Source organism: Aeromonas sp. PI_26 (assembly GCF_027854445.1).
Classification (GTDB): domain Bacteria; phylum Pseudomonadota; class Gammaproteobacteria; order Enterobacterales; family Aeromonadaceae; genus Aeromonas; species Aeromonas veronii.
In genome coordinates this window covers 351515-367220 of the sequence record NZ_JAJNOE010000002.1, presented here as the reverse complement: position 1 = coordinate 367220, position 15706 = coordinate 351515, and the positions used below count along the sequence as shown (strand labels likewise).

Sequence of the window (15706 nt, the reverse complement as noted above, 5' to 3'; positions counted from 1 at the left end):
ATAGTTTTGGAACCCCTAATTTATATTTTTATTATCTCTGCCCGAAAAGCTCGCGCACTTCCCGCGAGGGCGGTGCCGTCAGCAGGCTGACCGTGATAAAGACCACCAGCGCCAGCGTGAGGCTTGGCACTATGGCGTGCAGGCCAGCCAGCTTGATCCCCCACTGACTCAGTACCCCATAACTGACGATGCCGCTGACCATGCTGGCCAGTGCGCCCGGGCCGTTGGCCCGCGACCAGTAGAGGCCGAGCACCAGTGGCCAGAGGAACACCGCCTGCAGACCGCCAAAGGCGAGCAGGTTGAGCCAGATGATCATCTCGGGGGGCTGCAACGCCGCCAGCAGCACTAGGGTGCCCAAGATCAGGGTGCAGAGCAGGGAGAGGCGGGGGATGCGCACCTCCAGCTTCTCCTGCTTTGGACTCAGATAGTTGAGGTAGAGATCCTTCACCAGAGTGGCGGAAGCCTGGATCAGCTGGGAGTCGATGGTGGACATGATGGCCGCCATCGGCGCCGCCAGAAAGACCCCGGCCAGCCAGGGGGGCAGCACTTCCATCATCAAGGAGGGCATGATCTTGTCCGGGCTGTCCATGCCCGGCAGGATGGCGCGGCCGAGGGCGCCCGCCAGATGCATGCCAAACATCAGCAGTGCGCTGACCACGGTGCCGATCAGAATGCCGCGATGGAGCGCCTTGCTGTCGCGATAGCCAAAGCAGCGCAGCGCCGAGTGGGGCAGCCCCACCACCCCGATACAGACCAGGATCCAGAAGCTCAGCATAAAGGGCTGGGTCAGCATGTCGCCAGCCCCTTGCGGGCTTACCAGCTTGGGATCGATCTCCCTGAGCTGGTGGATGAGGTTCGGCAGGCCGTCACCGGCAATCAGAATCCCCGCCAGCAAGGCGCCGGTGCCGATCAGCATGATGATCCCCTGCAGGGCATCAGTCATCACCACCGCGCGGAAGCCGCCGATGATAGTGTAGAGCAGCACACAGCTGGCAAACAGCATCAACCCCTGCTGGTAGGAGAGGCCGGTAGCGGTCTCCAGCAGGCGGGCGCCGCCGATAAACTGCACCACCATGGTCGCGATAAAGGCGAGGATGATAGTAACGGAGCCGAGGATCACCACCGCCTTGCTCTGGTAGCGGGCCCACAGCATGTCGTTGATGGTCACCGCATTGACCCGGCGGGCGATGATGGCGAACTTCTTGCCAAGCACCCCCAGGGTGAGCCAGACGGTGGGCAGCTGGATCATCGCCAGCAACACCCAGCCCAGACCGATCTTGTAGGCCGCGCCCGGCCCACCGATAAAGGAGGAGGCCGAGGTGTAGGTGGCCACTAGCGTCATCGCCAGCACCAGCCCGCCCATGCTGCGGTTGCCGATGAAGTACTCCTGCACGAAGTTGCCTTGCGCGCGATGGCGGCTGGCCCAGAAACCGACCCCCAGCACCAGCACCAGATAGATGACGAGCGGCAGCATCAACTCAAGATTCATGGGATGTCTCCTTGCCGGAAGGGGAGTGGGTATCGAGGGGGATCTCCACAAACAGCCGGTTCACCATCAGGGCGCAGAGCAGAATGAACAGCAGCGGCATCACCATGCAACTGAGCAGGAACCACAGCGGCAGCCCCCAAAACTCCAGCTGGAGCGGGATAAAATAGGCGGTGCCATACCAGGCAAAGAAGTAGAACAGGGTCAGCAGCAGGCAGAAAGCTGCTTCCCGGCGGGCGAGAGCAAAACGGTTCACCTTGGCCTCCGACAAATTTGAGGGGCGCAAGGATAACAAAAAAGGGCCATGTCGCCATGGCCCTTTTTCAGCAGAGGCTCCTTGCGGAGCAGACTTCCACCGGAAGTCCGGTCTCTATCAGCGATCCTTACAGACCCAACTTCTTGTGCAGATAGTGGGCGTTGGTACTGCCACCGTGCAATGTCATCGGGTCTCTATCAGCGATCCTTACAGACCTAACTTCTTGTGCAGGTAGTGGATATTGGTGCCACCGTGCTGGAAGTTTTCGTCTTTCATGATCTCTTTTTGCAGCGGTACGTTGGTCTTGATCCCTTCCACCACCAGCTCGTCCAGTGCATGGCGCATGCGGGCGATGGCAATGTCACGATTCTCGCCGTAGCAGATCAGCTTGCCGATCATCGAATCGTAGTGGGGAGGTACCTTGTAACCGGCATAAATGTGGGAGTCCCAACGCACGCCCAGACCACCCGGCGCGTGAAAGCGCTGCACCAGACCCGGAGAGGGCATGAAGGTGGCCGGATCTTCGGCGTTGATCCGGCACTCGATGGCATGGCCACGGATGCGGATATCCTGCTGGGTGATCGACAGGGGCTGACCGGCGGCGATGCGCAGCTGCTCCTTGATCAGATCGATACCGGTGACCATCTCGGTGACCGGATGCTCAACCTGGATACGGGTGTTCATTTCGATGAAATAGAACTCGCCGTTCTCGTACAGGAACTCGAAAGTACCCGCACCGCGGTAGCCGATCTCGATACAGGCGCGCACACAGCGCTCGCCGATGAACTTGCGCATTTCGGCGGTGATGCCGGGTGCCGGCGCCTCTTCCACCACTTTCTGGTGGCGACGCTGCATGGAGCAGTCACGCTCGCCCAGATAGAGGGCGTTGCCCTGGCCGTCTGCCAACACCTGAATTTCGATGTGGCGCGGGTTTTCCAGGTACTTCTCCATGTAGACCATGTCGTTCTTGAAGAACTGGCCTGCTTCGGATTTGGTTAGGGCAATGGCGGAGGCTAGCTCGGCCTCGCTGCGTACCACGCGCATGCCACGACCACCGCCGCCACCGGCAGCCTTGATGATCACCGGATAGCCGATGCGCTTGGCAATAGCGGCATTGCGCTTGGTGTCGTTGTCCACCGGACCGTCAGAGCCCGGTACACACGGTACGCCTGCCTTCTTCATCGCTTCGATGGCGGAGACTTTGTCACCCATCAGGCGGATGGTCTCGGCGCGCGGGCCGATGAAGATGAAGCCGGATTTTTCGACCACTTCGGCAAAATCGGCGTTCTCGGAAAGGAAGCCGTAACCCGGGTGGATGGCCACGGCACCGGTCACCTCGGCGGCGGCGATGATGGCCGGAACGTTGAGGTAGGAGTCGGTACTGGCTGGTTTGCCGATACAGATGGATTCGTCGGCCAGCAGCACATGTTTGAGCTCCCGGTCGGCGGTGGAGTGAACGGCCACTGTCTTTATCCCGAGCTCTTTGCAGGCGCGCAGGATCCGCAGGGCAATTTCACCGCGGTTGGCGATGACTACTTTGTCCAACATGGGTGGCGATTTCCCTTATTCGATGATGAACAGCGGCTCGTCAAATTCGACGGCCTGACCATTTTCAACCAGGATCGCTTTGATCACACCGGCCTTGTCAGACTCGATTTGGTTCATCATTTTCATGGCTTCGACGATGCACAGGGTATCGCCGACATTGACTTGCTGACCCACTTCCACGAACGGCTTGGCTTCCGGGCTGGAGGAGCGGTAGAAGGAGCCAACCATGGGAGAGCGCATCAGGTGACCGCTCGGTGCGGCATCTGCGGCCGGCGCAGCGGCAACCGGGGCGGCGGCTGGAGCGGCAACCGGAGCGGCTGCTTGCTGCATGATCATCTGCGGTGCGGCAGTGACCTGGCCTGCGAAGTTGCGGCTGATGCGAACGGACTCTTCACCTTCGGAGATCTCCAGTTCGGCGATGCCGGACTCTTCAACCAGTTCAATCAGCTTCTTGATTTTGCGGATATCCATTAGCATTCTCTTTCTTCTTTATCTGATCAGTGATTATCAAGCCGCGTGCAGATGGCGCACGGCCGCGGTTAAAGCGAATTGATAGCCATCGGCCCCCAGACCACAAATGACCCCTTTGGCGACATCAGACAGATAGGAGTGATGACGAAACGGCTCCCTGGCATGAACGTTTGACAGGTGAACCTCGATAAAGGGGATGGCGACACCCAGCAGCGCATCGCGGATGGCGACGCTGGTGTGGGTGAAGGCGGCCGGATTGATGATGATGAAATCCACCTGACCCATGGCCTGATGGATGCGGCTGACCAACTCATGTTCGGCGTTGGATTGCAGATGTTCCAGAGTGACACCGAGTTCGCTGGCGTTGAGCTTCAGATCGGCGACGATCTCATCGAGCGTCTTGCTGCCGTAGATACCCGGTTCCCGCTTGCCCAGCAGATTCAGGTTTGGACCGTTGAGCAGGAGAATTCGGCGATGTTGCGACATATTGAGTGCATCCTCGATGATCATGCTGCTATCTGTCAGCTATCTTGTGGACTACCTGAAATCTAGCCATTTTCTGCGCAAATCGGTGTGCCCTGGCACACAGATTTCGCAATTATATTGATTTCGTGAAAATTAGCAGCATTTTACTGGTCTAATCTCTACATCTGCCTATTTATTGCACGTTTCGACCTGAGATACTTCGTCGCTGCCACCTTGCTGTTTGCTGGCAGATAAGAAACGACAAAGCCGGCACAGGGCCGGCTTTGTTGAGCAACAAACGAAGCGGGATCAGGCTGCTTCCGACTTCTCGCGGATGAGTTTGTCTACTACCCCCGGATCCGCCAGGGTGGAGATATCCCCCAGGCTGTCGGTCTCGCCGGTGGCGATCTTGCGCAAGATGCGGCGCATGATCTTGCCGGAACGGGTCTTCGGCAGCCCCTCCGCCCAGTGGATCACGTCCGGCGTAGCGATGGCACCAATCTCCTTGCGGACCCACTCCTTCACCTCTTTGTGCAGCTCGCGGCTCGGCTCTTCCCCGGCGATCAGGGTGACGTAGGCATAGATACCCTGACCCTTGATCTCGTGAGGAACCCCCACCACCGCGGCTTCAGCGATCTTGGGATGGGCCACCAGCGCCGATTCAATTTCGGCGGTACCCATGCGGTGGCCAGAGACGTTCAGTACATCATCCACCCGACCGGTGATCCAGTAGTAGCCGTCCTCGTCGCGACGGGCACCGTCGCCGGTGAAGTAGCGGCCCGGGAAGGTGGAGAAGTAGGTCTGCTCGAACCGCTCGTGATCGCCGAATACGGTGCGCATCTGACCCGGCCAGGAGTCGGTGATCACCAAGTTGCCCTCGGTGGCACCTTCCAGCGGTTCGCCCATGTTGTCGACCAGTGCCGGTTGTACCCCGAAGAAGGGACGAGTCGCCGAGCCCGGTTTCAGGTCGGTGACGCCGGGCAGCGGCGTAATCAGGATGCCGCCGGTTTCGGTTTGCCACCAGGTATCGACAATGGGGCAGCGCTCGTCACCAATGGTGCGGTAGTACCACTCCCAGGCTTCCGGGTTGATGGGTTCACCCACCGAACCCATGATGCGCAGGCTCTGGCGCGAGGTGCCGGTGACCGCTTCGTTGCCTTTGGCCATCAGGGCGCGGATGGCAGTGGGGGCGGTATAGAGAATGGTGACCTGGTGCTTGTCCACCACCTGACTCATGCGGTTGGTGGCCGGGTAGTTGGGCACCCCTTCGAACATGATGGTGGTAGCACCGTTGGCAAGCGGCCCGTAGACCAGATAGGAGTGACCGGTGACCCAGCCCACATCGGCGGTACACCAGTAGATATCCTCTTCGTGGTAGTCGAACACATATTTGAAGGTGAGGGTGGCATAGACCAGATAGCCGCCGGTGGTGTGCAGCACCCCCTTGGGTTTGCCGGTGGAGCCGGAGGTATAGAGGATAAAGAGCGGATCTTCGGCGTTCATCGCCTCGGGCGGGCAGTCGCTGCTGACGGCGGCGGTCGCTTCATGCCACCAGATGTCGCGGTGGTTGTGCCAGGCGACATTGCCGCCGGTGCGCTTGAGCACGATCACCTTGTTGACCTGGGTATCCGGGTTGGTGAGTGCCTCATCCACATTCTTCTTGAGCGGCACCGGACGGCCACCACGCAGCCCCTCGTCGGCGGTGATCACGATGCGCGAGCCCGAGTCGATGATGCGACCAGCCAGCGCTTCTGGCGAGAAGCCGCCGAATACGATGCTGTGTACCGCGCCGATGCGGGTACAGGCCAGCATGGCGATGGCGGCTTCGGGCACCATGGGCATGTAGAGGCAGACCACGTCGCCGCGGTGAACCCCTTGTGCTTTCAAGACGTTGGCAAACTTGCACACTTCGCTGTGCAACTCGCGGTAGGTGAGTTTGCGATCTTCGGCGGGGTTGTCCCCTTCCCAGATGATGGCGACCTTGTCGCCACGCTCGGCGAGATGGCGATCGAGACAGTTGGCCGAGACGTTGAGCTGGCCATCTTCAAACCATTTGATGGAGACATGGCCCGGATCGTAGGAGGTGTTCTTGACCTTGCTATAGGGTTTCATCCAGTCGAGAATTTTTCCCTGCTCTCCCCAGAAGGTATCGGGATCCTCGACGGAGGCCTGATACATGGCGGCGTAGTCGCCCTTGTCTAGCAGTGCATTGCTGCTGATGTGGGGTTTGACCGGGTAGACCTTGCTCTCGCTCATCACTCACTCCTTTGAATACATACTTTTAATAATTAAGTAACAACTTATACCTTTGGCTGATGGGGGCAATTAGACTTTTGGATAGACAGCAACATTTGGTTACAGGGTTATGGGTGACACTCACGCAGTGAGTCGGTAAAAAGGAGGACTTCGATGGATGGAGGTAGTTATGTTTTCTCTATTGCTCTGTGCATCTCTGTGGCAGTTTGATACGACTGTTCTTGCAGACAAGCCTCCCAAAGAGTTTGCGATTACACACCAGGAGCCTTCACAGACTGTGCGGGAGCGGGTTGCTGATCAGCTTGGTCATGCATGGCAGGACAAAAAGTCGGGAACCAAGTTTTCCCTCAGTGAGCCAGGATCCCGTTACTCTGGCGACTCACCGCTCACTCGCATGGCCAATGACCGGGATAATGGCGGTGTTCCTACCCTGACGTTTGGAAAATAGTTTGATTGGCCGTTTGTTTCCTTGGTATCGCTAATGTTGAACGTTTTGGCAATCCAAGCGTTCGTACATCTGTTCTACATGCAGTGGTTTGCTGAACAGATAGCCCTGTCCTTCGCCGCAGTTGAGTGATTGCAAGAAGGCGTGTTGTGCCTTGGTTTCAATCCCTTCGGCGGTGACCTCCATATCCAGACTGTCGGCCAGATTGATGATGGTGCGGCAGAGCTCCCGACTGTTCTTGTCTTCCGGTAATGCCTGCACAAACGCCCGGTCGATCTTGATGCGATCGATCGGCAGGGTCTTGAGCAGACTCAGTGACGAGAAGCCGGTGCCAAAGTCATCGATGGCAATCTGCACGCCGAGATTTTTCAGGCGGGTAAAGAGATCCAGACTCTGTTCGACCCGCTGGATGATGCTCTCCGTCACCTCGATCTCCAGCCGTTCTGGCGGAAATCCTGTCTCGGCCAGAATAGCGGCGACTCGTTCAACGTAGCCCGGGGAGCGCATCTCCCGCACCGACACATTGACCGACAAGCGAGGCACCGGCAGTCCGGCGGCCAGCCAGTTTTGTCCCTGCTCGCAGGCGTTGCGCATCACCCACTCCCCAATTTTCTCGATCAGGCCGCACTCCTCTGCTACCGGAATAAAACGGGTCGGCGCTATCATTCCCTCATTCGGATGCTGCCAGCGCAGCAGGGCCTCCAGTCCACTCAGGTGGCCGTTGGCCAGATTGGTCATGGGTTGATAGAAGATGCAGAGCTGTTCGAGCTCCAGGGCCTTGAGCAGACCCTGCTCAATCTGCATCCGCTCGCGGGCTCGAGCCGCCATGCAGGGGGTATAGAACTGGAATCCGTTGCGCCCCTGACTTTTCGCCTCGTACATGGCGCTGTCGGCGGCGCTGACCAGGGTTTCCGGGGTGTCTGCATGATCGGGATAAATGGCGATACCGATACTTGCCGAGATCGCCACCAGCTCATGGGCCAGCTCAACAGGTTCACGCAACACGGTCAGCAGGGTATTGGCCAGGGTTGCCAGCTCGTCAGGCTCCTCCAGATAGGGGATCAGCACCAGAAACTCGTCTCCCCCGAGGCGGGTCGCCAGATCGTTGTGCTGCAGGCAGCCGCGGATCCGCTCTGCCAGCCGCTTGAGCAGCTCATCGCCGACTCCGTGGCCCAGGCTGTCGTTGATCAGCTTGAAGCCATCCAGATCAATAAAAAGCAGCCCCAACCGTTTGCGATTGAGCTGCGCGGTTTTCAGCTCAAGGGCCAGCCGCTCCTGCAACAGATGACGATTGCCCAGCTCGGTCAGGGGATCGTGATAGGCAAGGTGATTCAGCTCGGCCTCCACCTTGCGAATGGCGCTGATGTCGGAGAGGGCGATCACATAGTGAGTAGTGTTGTTGAAGTTGTCATAGACAGCGCTGATCTGCTGCCAGGAGGAGAAGTAGCTGCCATCCTTGCGCAGACAAACCATCTCGCCATGCCAGGCGTTGTTGCCGGGGCGCAGGTGATACCAGGGATAGTCGAGGTCGGTGTAGCGCCTGGGATGCATGATGATATCCGGGGTGCGGCCTATCACCTCCTCGGCATTGTATTGGGTCAGCATGGTGAAGGCCGGGTTGACCGACAGAATATGGTGCTCGCTGTCGAGGATGATGATCCCTTCGGCCGTGGTATCGAATACCACGTTGGCCTGATGGAGTCGCTCCTCCTGACGGCGGCGGGCGGTGGCATTGTGAATGACTCCCATGACCCGGTGGCCGACCGACTCGGTGGCGGGGACATGGTCGGCATGAATATCGACCCAGTGGCGCTCGTTGAGAGCGGTGAGGTAGCTCAGGGTGAGATGGATGGGGTCATGACTTTGCAGGGCGGCCTTGAGCTGGCTGCCGGATTCCGGTTCAAAACAGTCGACGAACGCTTGCAGCCCGCCGTGGAACTGGTTGGCCTCGATGCCCAGCAGCGGCTCAATTTGGCCGTCGAACAGCAGTCTGTCCTCCGCCACGTGCCACTCCCACACCCCGATTTGGGCCGCTCGCATTGCCAGTTGCAGCCGTTGTTCGGTTTCGTACTGCTCGGTGATGTCCCGCACGATGGCGAGGATGCCGTTTAGCTCCCCTTTCTCATCACGCATCGGGCTGTAGGTGGCCTGAAAGCGGCGTGAGCTGCTGTCGTACGCCGCGGTTTGGCCCGTGATGGCGATATCCACGTAGGGCATGCCGCTTCGCATGATCTGCTGAAACATAGGCTCCAGGGTCGGGGCCAGCTTGGGAACCACCTCTCTGAGGTGCTTGCCCTGATGCTCCTCGATGCTTTTGCCATTGATGTCGGCCAGCACCTGATTGACTTTACGGTAGCGAAATTCGCAGTCAAAGACGCCGATGCCCAGAGGGGCATTATCCATCAGCTGTTCCAGGACGGTGTGATCTGACAGCTGGGTCAACTTTGCCTCGGTGTCGGCGTTGAAAAGCTTCCCATCCATGATGACCTCGGCATTGATTGTTTTATCACTTGTATCAGTTGTCAGTATGGCACGAACTGTTTGGCCGGGAGTCAAGCGGAGTTATCTGGTTGTTTTGACGGCAAGAATAGGCAGAAAAACCTGATAAAAAGGGTGGAAAAAGGGGGCGAGTGGTTATCCCTTCTGGCGACCAAACGCCTGAATGCCGCGCACCAGTACCAGCCAGCCGAGCAGGTGGAACGGGAGGGCAAGCAGATAGAGCAGCAGGAAGTGCGACTCGCTGCCACTGCTGTTGATGAAGTCGATCCAGGCGGCCAGCAGCGCCAGCATGCCGGCGATCTGGAAGCGGCGGCGCAACACTACCTCGACGCCGAGATTGGCAAGGTAGAGGGTGAGCAGGATGCCGGCAAATCCGGTGAGCTGGGCGGTGCCGTAGAGCTCGCGATCCGGGTTGAACAGCAGCGCAATCAGGGGAGTAATGCCCTGATCCAGCGGGATCAGGGCCAGCAGCCAGCATGCAATCAGAAGCAGGGCTGTCTTCATCGCGGCCTCAGTCGGCGGACGGTGCCGGTTTGACCAGAGAGAGGTAGTTGGCATCCATCTTGAGGAAGACCCCCAGCAGGCGGGCACTGGCGCCGTAGAAGCCAAACCGGTCGGCGGCGCGACAGGCGCTTTCGAACTTGTCAAACCAGCCCAGCAGATGACCGTGCAGCAGTGCTTCCTGCTCGTCGAGCCAGCGTTCCCGCTCGGCCGCGTTCTTGGCTTCCGCCGCACGGATGATGAGATTGCCCATCAGATCCAGCTCGATGGCCAGATGGTCGGCAGGCTCTTTGTATTTATCGCTGACATTGATGCCGAGGCGATCGAGGCGGGCCTGCATCTCGGCCATCGGGGCCTGCATCAGCAGCTTGGCCTCGCCGCGGTAGAGCGATTCATAGGGCAGGGCGCCCTGTTTGGGATCCACCAGAAACAGGCCGGCGAAGTCGGCGGCAAGCTCCAGCTGGCGATCCGGGCGCACCAGCAGGCGGGCGATGGCATCGTTGAGCTCGGCCACGGCTTCGCGCATCGGATCCAGGGTGGAGAGGCTTTTCAGGAAGCTTCGCACATCATAGGTGTCATATTCGGCGATCTGCTCATCACTGAGTTCGGCGGCGAACAGGGTGGAGAACCACCAGTAGAGTTCGGCCCGGCGTTCGCTGGTAGCCATAAATTCCTGCATTTTTCCTCCGTGGATGGCAATCGGGAGCCTTGATGGCTCCCGATTCTAACGACTTTAAAAATAAAGGAAACTCAAGGGGGTGCTTTCGTCCCCCCGAGGTCAGAGTGCCGGGAACATGGGGTCGATGCCCTTGGCCGATTCCGGCGCGCCGAAGGCAGTGACGGCGGGCGCCTGTCCGCGGAACTTCTCGATCTCTACCAGCGCGGTATGGGCCGTGGTGGCCTGCGCCAGGCTGGAGGAGCCGATGTCGGCGGTCAGCACGTTGGGATCGCCGTAGGTACAGAGCGTACCCACCTTGCCGCCCTCTTGCGGGCCATACCAGGCACCTTCCTGTATCCGGACTACGCCAGGGGCGTAATCATCGCTCACCACCAGACCAGCCAATACCTGACCGCGACCGTTGAACACCCGCACCAGATCGCCGTCCTTGAGGCCGCGAGATTTGGCATCCTGCGGATTCATGTAGACAGGTTCGCGACCCTGCACCGTGTAGGTGGCGCGGTAGTTGTCGGAGGAGCAGAGCTGGCTGTGCAGCCGCTTGTCCGGGTGGCAGGATTGCAGGTGCAGCGGGTACTGTTTGCTGCCCGGCCCGCCGTGGGAGCGCTCGTAGGGCTCGATCCAGACCGGATGGCCCGGGCAATCCCCATAGCCGTAATCGGCGATGGTCTTGGAGTAGATCTCGATAAGGCCAGACGGGGTACCGAGGGGTTCCAGATCCGGCTCCTGACGGAACGACTCGTGGCGCACCCAGGGCTGGCCCGCCGGGAAGGTGACGAAGCCTTCGCCGTGCCAGAACTGGCTGAAACGGGGCAGTCGAATGCCGATGCCGCGGCCCTGCAGGCGGGCGTCGTCATAGATGCTCTGGATCCACTCCAGCTTGCTCTTGCCACCGGTGAATTCGGCCTCGCGACCGAAGCGACGGCAGAGATCAGCAAAGATGTCGTAGTCATCCCGCGCCTCGAACAGCGGCTCCACTACCTTGTACATGGCCAGAATGCCCGCGTTGGAGTGAGAACCCCACTGCTCGATGTCATCCCGCTCATAGGTGGTGGTGGCGGGCAGCACGATATCGGCAAAACGGCAGCTGGCGGTCCACTGGTGATCGATGCTGACCACGGTTTCCAGCTTGCGCCAGGCCGCGACCATCTTGTTGCGATCCTGCTGGTGGTGGAACGGGTTGTTGCCGCAGAACACCGCCATCTTCATGTGGGGGTAGGTGATGGTCTGGCCGTTGAAGGCGATCTGCTTGCCCGGATTGAGGATGCAGTCGACGAAACGGGCCACCGGAATGTACTTGGAGTAGCCCTTCCAGTCGCCGTCATGGAGCGGCTTGACCCCGGGAATGACCGAGCTGAAACCGGACATGATGGGGCAGCTGGAGGTGATGGTGCCCGCCCCGTTGTAGTGCCAGCCAAAGCCGTAACCGCCCCCCGGCAGGCCGATCTGGCCAATCATCGAAGCCAGTACCACCAGCATCCAGGCGTACTGCTCGCCGTGGTGCATACGCTGCACACACCAGCCGCCGATAAGCTGGGTGCGGCCGCTGCTCATGGTGCGGGCCAGCTCGCGGATGGTCTCGGCTGGTACGCCACAGATGGCGGCGGCCCACTCGGCGTCCTTCACCTGACCATCGCTGGTGCCCAGCATGTAGGGTAGGAACTTGTCAAAGCCGGTGGTGTAGTTCTTCAGGAACGCCTCGTCGTGGCGCTTCTCGCTGTAGAGGGTGTGGGCGATGCCCAGCATCAGCGGTACGTCGGTCTGCGGATTCAGGGTCACCTGATCGCAATTGAGGTACTTCTGGGTCTTGGATTTGACCGGGTCGACACTGATCACCCGGATCTCGCCCTTGGCCACCTTCTCTTTCAGCTGTGCCCAGTAGTCGTAGACGCTGTGATCCGGCACCAGCCAGCCCACCTGCAGGTTCTTGATGGGATCGGAGCCCCAGATGACGATAGTCTTGCTGTGTTCCAGCACCAGCGGCCAAGAGGTTTGCTGCTCATACACCTCCATTGCGCCCGCCACGTGGGGCAGGATCACCTGGGCGGCACCGGTGGAGTAGTCACCGGCCTTGGCCAGATAGGTGCCGTGCAGGTTCATGGCGCGCCCCAGCATGGCACCAGCGGAGTGCAGTTTGCCCACCGACTGCCAGCCGGAGTGACCGGCATAGAGAGCGCTCGGGCCATAGGTCTTCTGCACCCGCTCCAGCTCGTGATAGAAGAAGTCCAGCGCCTGAGACCAGGTGACCCGCACGAAGCGGTTCTGGCCGCGTTCGCTGGTGTCGGACTGGTGCCCCTTGCGCAGCCAGTCCAGCCGCACCATGGGGTAGCGGATGCGGGAGGGGTTGTAGACCACTTCACTCAAGGCCTTGAGCATGTCGGTGGGGTGCTTGTCGTGCTCGAACGGCAGGGTCTCGACCCAGCGGCCATCGACCACCCGGGCACGGAAGGCACCCCAGTGGGAGCCGGACTGCACCAGCTTGTCGCCGGACTCGGCGGCCATCACGGCGCGACCGAGCAGGGAGGGGCCGATCAGGGCAGAGGCACCGCTGGCCAGCAAGCCACCCAGAAAACCACGACGGGAAATATTGATCATCTTGTTATTCCTCTTTCGAATCCGGACTTAGTGGCTGCCCTGACCACCGGTATCGGCGGCATGGTTTTGCAGGTATTTGAGCAGGGTGCGCTCCTCTTCCTTGCTCAGGCGATAGTAGGCAGACATCGCCTTGAGTCCCGAAATCCAGCCGTTGGCAGTGAAGTGAGCGGGATCCGGCGCGCCGTGGCAGGAGTTGCAGGTGGATTTGTACATCTCGCCGGCGTAATCCCAGATCGGCTTGAGCGAGGACTCAAAGCCCTTGCCATCGACCCAGGCCTGCACCTGAACCTGTTCCCACTTGATATGGGTGGCGCTGTCGGTCTCCTGTTTGAGCACTTTCTCGCTCGCTTTCAGTTCATCACGGATGGTAGCGACGAAGACCCGCTTGCCCATGTATTCGCTCAGCACCCGGCCCTTGCCGTCGCTCTCGCGCCACCCTTCGATGGTCACCTTGAGGCGATCGCCGCTGCGGTCCACCACGTCGATACGGGAGGCGGGCAGCAGTTTGCCGACCGGGTCGGTGCTCTGTTCGCTGGCATAGAGATCTTTTTCACCCAGGTTGTAGAGGGTCTCGGCGGCTGGCGCCTCTTGCGCGTCCTTGACCAGAGTGGCGTAAGTGGCCCGGAAGCCCCCCGCCATGTTGGGCAGTTCGTGGGCGATGCCTTTGTGGCACTGGATGCAGTTCATGTTCTTCGCCGCCGCATCTTTCATCGCCAGCGCTGCCGCCGGGGACTGCTTGGCGTGATCCATGTTGTCGTAGCTGTGGCAGGACTTGCAGGTCTTGGAGTTCTGGCTGCTCATCCGTGCCCACACCTTCTCGGCCAGATGCAGGCGCCGGTCCTCGAACTTCTCCTGGGTGTCGATGCTGTGGCCTATGTACTCCTGATAGAGGTCGTTGGCCGCCTCCATCTTGCGGGCCACCTTGCCGACGAAATCCTTCGGCTGATGACAGTCGGTACAGACCGCCTGTACCCCTGAGGCATTCTTGAAGTGGATGGACTCCTTGTACTCCGGATAGACGGTGTCTTTCATGGAGTGGCAGGAGATACAGAATTCGAGGCTGCTGGTTTTCTCAAAGCCATAGTGCAGACCGACGGTGCCCGCGAGGGTGACACCGACGCCTACCAGAAGCAGCGCCAGTACCGACCAGCGACGGCTGGGGGTGCGCAGGAAGTGCCACAGTTTTTTCATCATGCTCTCTCACATCACTTTTTTGATGGGAGCCATGATAGGGAGGCGTTGTGAACAGGGCTGCCGCCACAAATTAATGAAATAGGGGTATTTATGACAAAATGTGAATAGAATAATCCTCCCTTGTCGACCATCGTGAACCCTGCCCATGAGCTACCACATTCTGGTTGTTGAAGATGATGCGGTTACCCGCGAGAAGCTGACCGGCTATTTCGAGCGGGAGGGCTATCGGGTGACGGCGGTCGAAAACGGCCAGGAGATGCGCGCCGTGCTGGCGGAACAGACGGTCGATCTGGTGATGCTGGATATCAACCTGCCGGGAGAAGATGGTCTGCTGCTGACCCGTGAACTGCGGGCGCGCAGCACGGTGGGGATCATTCTGGTCACCGGCCGCAGCGATGCGGTGGACCGGATTGTCGGCCTCGAGATGGGGGCCGACGACTATGTCACCAAGCCGTTCGAGCTGCGGGAGTTGCTGGTGCGGGTCAAGAATCTGCTGTGGCGGATCTCGCTGGCGGCCGCCGCGCCGAGCGAGCCTGCGGTGGCTGACGATGCGGTGCGCTTTGGCCCCTGGCGTTTTGATATTCCCCGCCGCCAGCTCAGCAAGGACGGAGTGCCGGTGCGTCTGACCAAGGCCGAATATGAAGTGCTGGTGGCCTTTGTCGCCCATGCCGGGCGGGTGCTCAGTCGGGAGCGGATCCTGACCCTCATCAGCCATCGCGGCGATGGCCCGAGCGATCGCACCATAGATGTGTTGATCCGGCGGCTGCGCGGCAAGATGGAAGCGGATCCGCGGGATCCCCAGCTGTTTGTCACCGTCCATGGTGAAGGCTATCTGTTTGCCGGCGAGATAGCCTCCTGATCCCGTTGCGGTGGCCCTGGCCTGTTTGACCGGGTATCAGACCGGCGGGCGGGTATCAAATTGCGGGCAGTCGTCGCCAATCTGGTGCCAGGGCGCCTTGGATCCGACGAAGATGTGAAACGCGGGTCGCTGGCTCGGCACATCGTCCAGTACCCCGAGGCGCAGGTTGATCTTGCCGCTGCTGCTCTTCTGGCTGAAGAGGCTGGAGCCGCAGTGACGACAGAAGGCCAGGGTGGTCTCTGCCGATTTCCGGTAGCGGCCGATGGCCTCTTCTCCCTTCACTATGGTGACCTTGCTGCCATCCAGTCCGCCGACCGAGGCGTAATCTCCCCCTGAAAACTTGCGGCATTCGCTGCAGTGGCAGTTCCCCATATAGTCGAACTGATCCGGCAGGGTCAGGGCGACGGCGCCACACAGGCAGCTGGCATGTAACTCTTTCATCTCTTCTCCTTGAG

14 protein-coding genes are annotated in these 15706 nt (G+C 60.0%); 2 read left to right on the top strand and 12 right to left on the bottom strand.

What is annotated here, in order from left to right; all coding sequences use genetic code 11:
* Positions 1 to 31: 31 nt before the first annotated feature.
* The 6 genes from panF to acs all read right to left on the bottom strand — a co-directional run bounded on the left by panF (position 32) and on the right by acs (position 6482).
* Positions 32 to 1489, bottom strand: a complete 1458-nt coding sequence (gene panF, locus LRL22_RS04205) for a sodium/pantothenate symporter (RefSeq protein WP_270904788.1) — start codon at positions 1487 to 1489, stop codon at positions 32 to 34.
* Positions 1479 to 1742 carry a YhdT family protein gene (locus tag LRL22_RS04200; RefSeq protein WP_270904787.1) on the bottom strand — a complete coding sequence of 88 codons (264 nt, stop codon included), beginning with the start codon at positions 1740 to 1742 and terminating at the stop codon, positions 1479 to 1481. Before LRL22_RS04200 ends, panF begins: the two co-directional genes overlap by 11 nt.
* Before the next feature lie 207 nt (positions 1743 to 1949).
* Positions 1950 to 3290, bottom strand: a complete 1341-nt coding sequence (gene accC, locus LRL22_RS04195; protein ID WP_216951972.1) for an acetyl-CoA carboxylase biotin carboxylase subunit — start codon at positions 3288 to 3290, stop codon at positions 1950 to 1952.
* Positions 3291 to 3305: 15 nt separating this feature from the next.
* The gene (accB, locus tag LRL22_RS04190) at positions 3306 to 3761 is read right to left on the bottom strand and encodes an acetyl-CoA carboxylase biotin carboxyl carrier protein (RefSeq protein ID WP_216951971.1); all 456 of its coding nucleotides are present in this window, start codon (positions 3759 to 3761) and stop codon (positions 3306 to 3308) included.
* A 36-nt stretch (positions 3762 to 3797) separates the two neighbouring features.
* Positions 3798 to 4247 (bottom strand): type II 3-dehydroquinate dehydratase, encoded by a 450-nt coding sequence (gene aroQ / locus LRL22_RS04185; RefSeq protein WP_139743401.1) that lies wholly within the window; start codon positions 4245 to 4247, stop codon positions 3798 to 3800.
* A gap of 288 nt (positions 4248 to 4535) precedes the next feature.
* On the bottom strand, positions 4536 to 6482 hold the full coding sequence (gene acs / locus LRL22_RS04180) for an acetate--CoA ligase (RefSeq protein ID WP_139405692.1): 1947 nt from the start codon (positions 6480 to 6482) through the stop codon (positions 4536 to 4538).
* 169 nt (positions 6483 to 6651) lie between these two features.
* On the opposite strand from acs, the gene LRL22_RS04175 reads away from it, so the two are divergent.
* Positions 6652 to 6930 (top strand): hypothetical protein, encoded by a 279-nt coding sequence (locus LRL22_RS04175; RefSeq protein ID WP_031227628.1) that lies wholly within the window; start codon positions 6652 to 6654, stop codon positions 6928 to 6930.
* 30 nt (positions 6931 to 6960) lie between these two features.
* Here the strand turns inward: LRL22_RS04175 and LRL22_RS04170 are convergent, their stop codons facing one another.
* The 5 genes from LRL22_RS04170 to torC form a co-directional block, all read right to left on the bottom strand.
* Positions 6961 to 9408 carry a sensor domain-containing protein gene (locus LRL22_RS04170; RefSeq protein WP_270904786.1) on the bottom strand — a complete coding sequence of 816 codons (2448 nt, stop codon included), beginning with the start codon at positions 9406 to 9408 and terminating at the stop codon, positions 6961 to 6963.
* 153 nt (positions 9409 to 9561) lie between these two features.
* Complete coding sequence (locus LRL22_RS04165) at positions 9562 to 9930, bottom strand: hypothetical protein (RefSeq protein WP_005349490.1); 369 nt, start codon at positions 9928 to 9930, stop codon at positions 9562 to 9564.
* Between the two features lie 7 nt (positions 9931 to 9937).
* Positions 9938 to 10606 (bottom strand): molecular chaperone TorD, encoded by a 669-nt coding sequence (gene torD, locus LRL22_RS04160; RefSeq protein WP_139409947.1) that lies wholly within the window; start codon positions 10604 to 10606, stop codon positions 9938 to 9940.
* A 99-nt stretch (positions 10607 to 10705) separates the two neighbouring features.
* Entirely contained in the window at positions 10706 to 13198 is a 2493-nt protein-coding gene (gene torA, locus LRL22_RS04155; protein WP_270904785.1) for a trimethylamine-N-oxide reductase TorA, read from the bottom strand.
* 27 nt (positions 13199 to 13225) lie between these two features.
* Positions 13226 to 14392: a pentaheme c-type cytochrome TorC gene (gene torC, locus LRL22_RS04150; protein WP_270904784.1), complete on the bottom strand. Its 1167-nt coding sequence runs from the start codon at positions 14390 to 14392 to the stop codon at positions 13226 to 13228.
* A gap of 145 nt (positions 14393 to 14537) precedes the next feature.
* On the opposite strand from torC, the gene torR reads away from it, so the two are divergent.
* The gene (gene torR, locus LRL22_RS04145) at positions 14538 to 15251 is read left to right on the top strand and encodes a two-component system response regulator TorR (RefSeq protein WP_042080622.1); all 714 of its coding nucleotides are present in this window, start codon (positions 14538 to 14540) and stop codon (positions 15249 to 15251) included.
* Between the two features lie 36 nt (positions 15252 to 15287).
* Here torR and LRL22_RS04140 read toward each other — a convergent pair whose 3' ends face one another.
* A complete protein-coding gene (locus LRL22_RS04140; protein WP_139732875.1) occupies positions 15288 to 15692 on the bottom strand; it encodes a GFA family protein in 405 nt (134 codons plus the stop codon).
* Between the last annotated feature and the right edge of the window lie 14 nt (positions 15693 to 15706).